Source organism: Longimonas sp. (assembly GCF_040409695.1).
In the GTDB taxonomy this organism is placed as follows: domain Bacteria; phylum Bacteroidota; class Rhodothermia; order Rhodothermales; family Salinibacteraceae; genus Longimonas.
Map to the genome: position 1 here is coordinate 1 of NZ_JARWGJ010000168.1, position 5,355 is coordinate 5,355.

Below are 5,355 nucleotides of genomic sequence, written 5' to 3' on the forward strand. Positions count from 1 at the left end.
GTACCGTGAAGAACATCGTCGACTTCGGGGTCTTCATCGACCTTGGCGGCGTTGACGGACTCCTCCACATCACCGACCTTTCATGGGGACGCGTGTCGCACCCAAGTGAGGTGGTTGAGCTTGATCAGGAGATTCAGGTTGTTGTTCTCGATTACGAAGAAGAGCGCCAGCGCATCTCGCTCGGTCTGAAGCAGCTTCAGCCGCATCCGTGGGATAACATCGGCGAGAAGTACGACGAAGGCGAAACGGTCGAAGGCAAGGTCGTCTCGATCACCAACTACGGTGCCTTTGTAGAGCTGGAGAAAGGCATTGAGGGGCTGGTCCACATTAGCGAAATGTCGTGGACGCGCCACATCAACCATCCCAGCCAGATGGTCTCGCTCGGGCAGCTCGTTGAGGTCAAGATCCTCAACATCGACGAGGAGGATAAGAAGATCTCCCTTGGCATGAAGCAGCTGGAGCCCGACCCATGGGACGGCATCAGCGATCGCTACCCGGCCGGAACGGTGCTCACTGGTACCGTGCGCAACATCACCAACTTCGGCGTTTTCGTCGAGATTGAGCCGGGCATCGACGGGCTGGTTCACATCAGCGACCTGTCGTGGACGAAGAAGGTGCGCCATCCGGGCGATATGGTCAAGAAGGGCCAGGACATGGATGTGCAGATCCTCAACATTGACGAAGACCGTCGTCGCATCTCGCTTGGACACAAGCAGGTGAAGACGAATCCGTGGGATCAGTTTGAGAGCGCCTACGACGAAGGCACCGATACGGAAGGCGAAGTTGTCCGCGTGGAAGACAAAGGCCTCGTGGTCGAACTGCCGCTTGACGTGGAAGCGTTCGTGCCGGGCAGCGAGCTCAAGAACGGTCCGCGCGACTTCCAGAACCACTACTTCGAAGGCGACGAGCTTGAGCTGCGCGTCATCCGGTTCGACAAGAGCCGCAAAGACATCGTGCTCAGCGAAACGGCCAAGGAGCGCCAGGAGCGCCAGGCCGAGAAGCGTCGCGAGCGCCAGGAAGAGCGCCGCGAGAAGCAAGAGCGCCGTCAGGCTGTCGACCAGTACACCGAGAAGACCCAGACGTCCTCGTCGGGCGGAAGCGACGATCCGACATCCGGACCGACTACGCTGGGCGAACTCAGTGGCCTGGGTGATCTGAAGCGCGAGATGCAGGCTGCCGAACAGGCCGCTGCGCGCGAAGCCGAGATCGCAGAAGAGATGGAGGCTGCTGCCGAAGATGAAGACGCCGCCGACGCGCCTGAAGACGAAGAAGCATTCGACGAGGAAGCTGGATTTCCGGCTGACTTTCCGCATGCGGAGCGTCTGAAGTCGTCTGGCGTGAACTCGCTGGCTGAGCTGCGCGACTACGATGACTTCGAAGAAATCGATGGCATCGGCCCCGCGTACGCCGAAGACCTCGAAGACGCGCTCGACGAGATCGACAACGCATAGCGCATTACGTAGAACACCAAGCAGTAGGGGGCAGCTTCCTGTGGGAGCTGCCCCTTTCTGTTGTCGCCTGCCGAAGCAAGCATCTCTTTTCTTATGACGCGGTGCATCCGCTATCCCACCCTATAGCCCTTTTGTTTTATGCATGCAGACGAATATACACCAACGGCCAGTAACTCGATTACGGCACGGATTGCCCTTGAGAATAAGCCGGGTATGTTGGCTGAGGTGACCTCAGCAATCGGAGCCAACGGAGGCAACATCGGAGCGATTGACATTGTACGCGCCCGCGAAACCGTACTTGTGCGTGACATCACGATCAACACGCGAAGCGATGACCACGCACGTCAGATCATCGTCCATCTTGAGTCGATCAAAGGCGTGCGTGTCGTTGACGTATCCGACCGGACTTTCCTCTTACATCTCGGGGGTAAGATCGAAGTGAGCAGCAAAGTGCCGCTGCGCACACGTGACCAGCTCTCGATGGCATACACGCCGGGCGTTGCTCGCGTATGCAGCGCGATTCACGACAAGCCTGACGATGCGCACCGCCTCACGATCAAGAGCAACACGGTTGCCGTTGTGTCAGACGGCACGGCTGTGCTGGGGTTGGGGAATATCGGTCCGGAGGCGGCTATCCCCGTCATGGAGGGGAAGGCGCAGCTCTTGAAGGAGTTTGCAGGCGTTAACGGCTTTCCCATCTGCCTCGACACGACCGATGTTGATGAAATCGTTGAGACAGTGGTGCGCATGGCACCGGTCTTTGGAGCGATTAACCTGGAAGACATTGGCGCCCCCCGCTGCTTCGAGATTGAAGACCGTCTCCGAGAGCGGCTTGACATTCCCGTGTTTCACGACGATCAGCACGGAACAGCGGTTGTAGCGGTGGCTGCACTGATCAATGCGCTTAAGATTGTCGACAAAACGCCTGAGGCGTTGAAGGTGGTGCTTGTCGGTATCGGCGCAGCAGGCACGGCGGTTACGCACATGCTGCAGAACATGGGCGTTGAGAACATCATCGGTGTAGATCGACAGGGCACGGTCACGCGTGACCGTACCGATCTGAACCCGGCCAAGCGGGCGTACGCAGCCCAGACGAATCCACAGAACATATCCGGATCGCTCAGCGAAGTCATGGAAGATGCAGATGTCTTCATTGGGCTGTCGGGTCCCAACGTTATCGACGTGGACGACCTGCACCGGATGGCCGATGACCCAATCGTGTTTGCGATGGCAAACCCGGAGCCAGAAATTCGCCCCGAGAAGGCGTACCCGCACGTGGCAGTCATGGCAACCGGGCGAAGTGACTATCCGAACCAGATCAACAATGTGCTGTGCTTTCCGGGGATGTTCAAGGGCGCGCTGGAGTGCCGGGCGACTGATATTACTGATAACATGAAGCTGGCGGCGGCGTATGCTGTAGCGAACACGATCAAGGAAGAGAGCCTTACAGCAGACTACATCGTTCCCAGCGTGTTTGACAGCACGGTGGTTGACCGTGTAGCCACAGCCGTGTACGAGGCCGCGCAGAAAGATGGTGTGGCGCGTACACGCGAGATGGTTTCTGAAAAAGAGCTGGCTTAAGAAGCATCTGAAACGGAAGTGCAGCCCGCGTAGAAAGTTTTCAGGTAGCTGCCCGATCCGAGTGCCAGAGAGGGCGCAGAGACCACATCTTGTATCCCATACCAGAGACTACGTTGCGAGACAACGCCAATTCACCGCTTCGGGACGAGCAGGGAACGTACGTTCTCTGTCTTACGCTGGAGCAGAAAGAGCAGGTTCAGGCGGGGGCGAAGGGGGATGTGCTACTTCATCGAGGGTATTATCTCTATGTAGGTAGTGCCTTTGGACCGGGGGGAGTGGCAGCCCGGGTGCGACGCCATGCCCGCACCGACCACGGGCTTCACTGGCATATTGACTATATACGTGATGTCTGTCGCCTGCAGGGCGTATGGGTGAGCTATGCAGATACGAAACGCGAATGCCCGTGGGCCCGTGCGTTACTGGATGCTGACAGCACCTCCGTTCCCAAGAAGGGACTGGGTAGCTCCGACTGCGGGTGCTGTGCGCACTTTGTGCGGTGGGGGAGGGCAGAGAAAGCGTGCTGGCGGCCGGTCCGCAAACAGATTGAGTTTACGCTGGTAGGAAGCGGCTCCAACGAGTCGGTCGAGTGGATTGGCGCAGAACATATAGCTTAATATCCGTTATTGCAATAATCGTTTGTTATTTTCAAAGAAGCTGATTTGTGCACCATCTATAAAGTAAAGATACACAAATCAGCTGTTAGACTATTAGGATACAGGTAGTAGATGAGTCGCTAAGTGAGCTAAGTGATAAGGCCCTTGTAAATTGCAGCTTCGTCTCGGTCTCCCCGCAGACTCGTGCTGGAGTCCTATTCCTTAGCTAAAGGGAGAGAGGGGGGAGAGGGGGGAGGCGCCCACAGGATCACGCCTGCGGCGAAACTTGGTAGACAGAGGGGGCTGAGCCGAATCCGATAGTGTCAGCTACACGACAATCACTTATCATCGAACCGCCACCGGATATTGTTACGGTGAGAGCCAGGATACCTCGCACCAGAGTAATAGCCAATCGCTGTCGTAATCCACTCGGACGCTCTTTACTTCAGCGCATAAAGCTGTTATTGCAAAAAATTGAAACAGCCTGAATAGCATCCTGATTTGTATACTCTGAAAGGTGAAGTACACAAACCAGGATTGACGGTAAAAACCGCAGTAGTCTTAATTACAGGTATAGCAACCCGGACACCGTTTTATCGATAGCGACACCCTGGGGGAGGGGAAGATACAGCACGGCATCGCAACTTTTCCTTCTGAAACTATTCCTGTAGAGGTGCTGGTATCAAACGTCACCTCCCAAATCCATCTACGAGCACTCGACGGCTAAAATAGCCGCTTCATCTGTGTACAGCGTGTTAGCCACTTCTTTTTCTTCTCCAGCTGCTGAATACTCATATCTGCCTGCTTCACCCGAAACCGCTCCTTGGCCTTCTGGTGCACGTCCCGGATGTGAATCGATTTGCCCCGGTCCTGTAGCAGATAGGCAAGAGAGGAAGCCAGTTCACTGCACTCTTTGCGGAGCTCCTCCTCACGGGCCTTGATGTCCATACCGGCCCCATTTGGACGCGCCGAGCGGCTTCCGTTGAATGACTCGCTGCGCACACGCAGGCGCCCAGAACCCTCCATCTCTACACGGTGCGTCTCAAACGAACCCTCGCTCACGCGCTGCATCGCCCAGCCGCTGCGGTCGCTGTCCTCCGTCGTCTTCTCAGGGGCGGTGCGGTTGCCGGTCTCCTTGCGCGTGCGTATCCCTTCTTGCACCTCACGCGTCATCCAGTTGAGCGTATCCGACAGCCCCAGGTCGCCTGAAGTAAACACATCGCATACGTTCGCTTTCTCCGACCAGGGCGCAAAATAGCGCATCCCTCGAAAGATCTGCTGCAGACACTTCGAGCGCGCACTCACCAGGTCAAGCTTCGCAATCACACTAATTGACTTGATATCGGTGCCCTCACCGATCATGTCTACCTGCACCATCACATCCACCTCGCCGTTGCGGTACGCATCCAGGCGCTCCTCGCGCTCCTGCGGCGGCACGTCCTGCCCGATACGCGTCACCGACAGCCAGCCGTAGCGGCGCTGCATGAAGTCGAGCACGTCGGCGGCGTGGCGGTTGCTCATGCAGATGACAAGCATCTGGTGGTTGCGGACGGCCGTGCCGTGTGTGCCCCGATGCTGGGCGCGCTTCGACTGCAACCGTCCCACGGCGGGGCCAATCAAGGTGTCAAGGTAGACATCGTGGAAGCGCAGGTTACGACGGGCAAAGTAGCGATCAAGCGTCGCGGTATCAGATGAAACGTCGTTCTTGAGTTCAGCGAGCGTGCATTCTA

At 57.1% G+C, this 5,355-nt stretch carries 4 protein-coding genes; 3 read left to right on the forward strand and 1 reads right to left on the reverse strand.

Annotated features, from left to right (window positions below; all coding sequences use genetic code 11):
- The 3 genes from PPP56_RS10440 to PPP56_RS10450 form a co-directional block, all read left to right on the forward strand.
- Positions 1-1,451: S1 RNA-binding domain-containing protein (locus tag PPP56_RS10440; RefSeq protein ID WP_353563987.1), on the forward strand; the 1,451-nt coding region annotated here is incomplete at its 5' end.
- 138 nt (positions 1,452-1,589) lie between these two features.
- On the forward strand, positions 1,590-3,032 hold the full coding sequence (locus PPP56_RS10445; protein WP_353563988.1) for an NAD-dependent malic enzyme: 1,443 nt from the start codon (positions 1,590-1,592) through the stop codon (positions 3,030-3,032).
- Positions 3,033-3,145: 113 nt separating this feature from the next.
- Positions 3,146-3,646 (forward strand): GIY-YIG nuclease family protein, encoded by a 501-nt coding sequence (locus PPP56_RS10450; protein ID WP_353563989.1) that lies wholly within the window; start codon positions 3,146-3,148, stop codon positions 3,644-3,646.
- A gap of 702 nt (positions 3,647-4,348) precedes the next feature.
- Here PPP56_RS10450 and PPP56_RS10455 read toward each other — a convergent pair.
- Positions 4,349-5,355, reverse strand: a 1,007-nt coding sequence (locus PPP56_RS10455; protein WP_353563990.1) for a DEAD/DEAH box helicase, incomplete at its 5' end; no start/stop codon positions are given.

Coding starts and splice junctions, on each gene's coding strand:
- PPP56_RS10445 (WP_353563988.1), top strand. CDS start 1,590: ATGCATGCAGACGAATATACACCAACGGCCAGTAACTCGATTACGGCA.